At 66.1% G+C, this 354-nt stretch carries 1 pseudogene; it reads left to right on the forward strand.

The features are described 5' to 3' along the window. A pseudogene (locus AC5RTT_RS20840) lies at window positions 1-354 on the forward strand (sarcosine dehydrogenase); the annotation flags it as partial.

Consider the following 354-nt stretch of genomic DNA (forward strand, 5'->3'; position numbering starts at 1 on the left):
TCTCCTTCACCCCCGACGGCGGCTCCCTGGTGGGCGAATCCAAGGAACTGGACGGCTTCTACGTCGCCGAAGCCGTCTGGGTCACCCACTCCGCCGGGATCGCCCGCGCCGTCGCCGAACTCCTCGTGGACGGCAAATCCTCCATCGACCTGGGCGACTGCGACATCAACCGGTTCGAAGACGTCCAGCTCACCGACGAATACGTCTCCGAGACCTCGCAGCAGAACTTCGTCGAAATCTACGACGTCCTCCACCCGCTCCAGCCCAAACTCTCCCCCCGGAACCTGCGGGTGTCCCCGTTCCACGCCCGGCACAAACAGCTCGGCGGGGTCTTCCTCGAAGGCGGCGGCTGGG

The organism is Arthrobacter sp. Y3221157, from assembly GCF_059089865.1.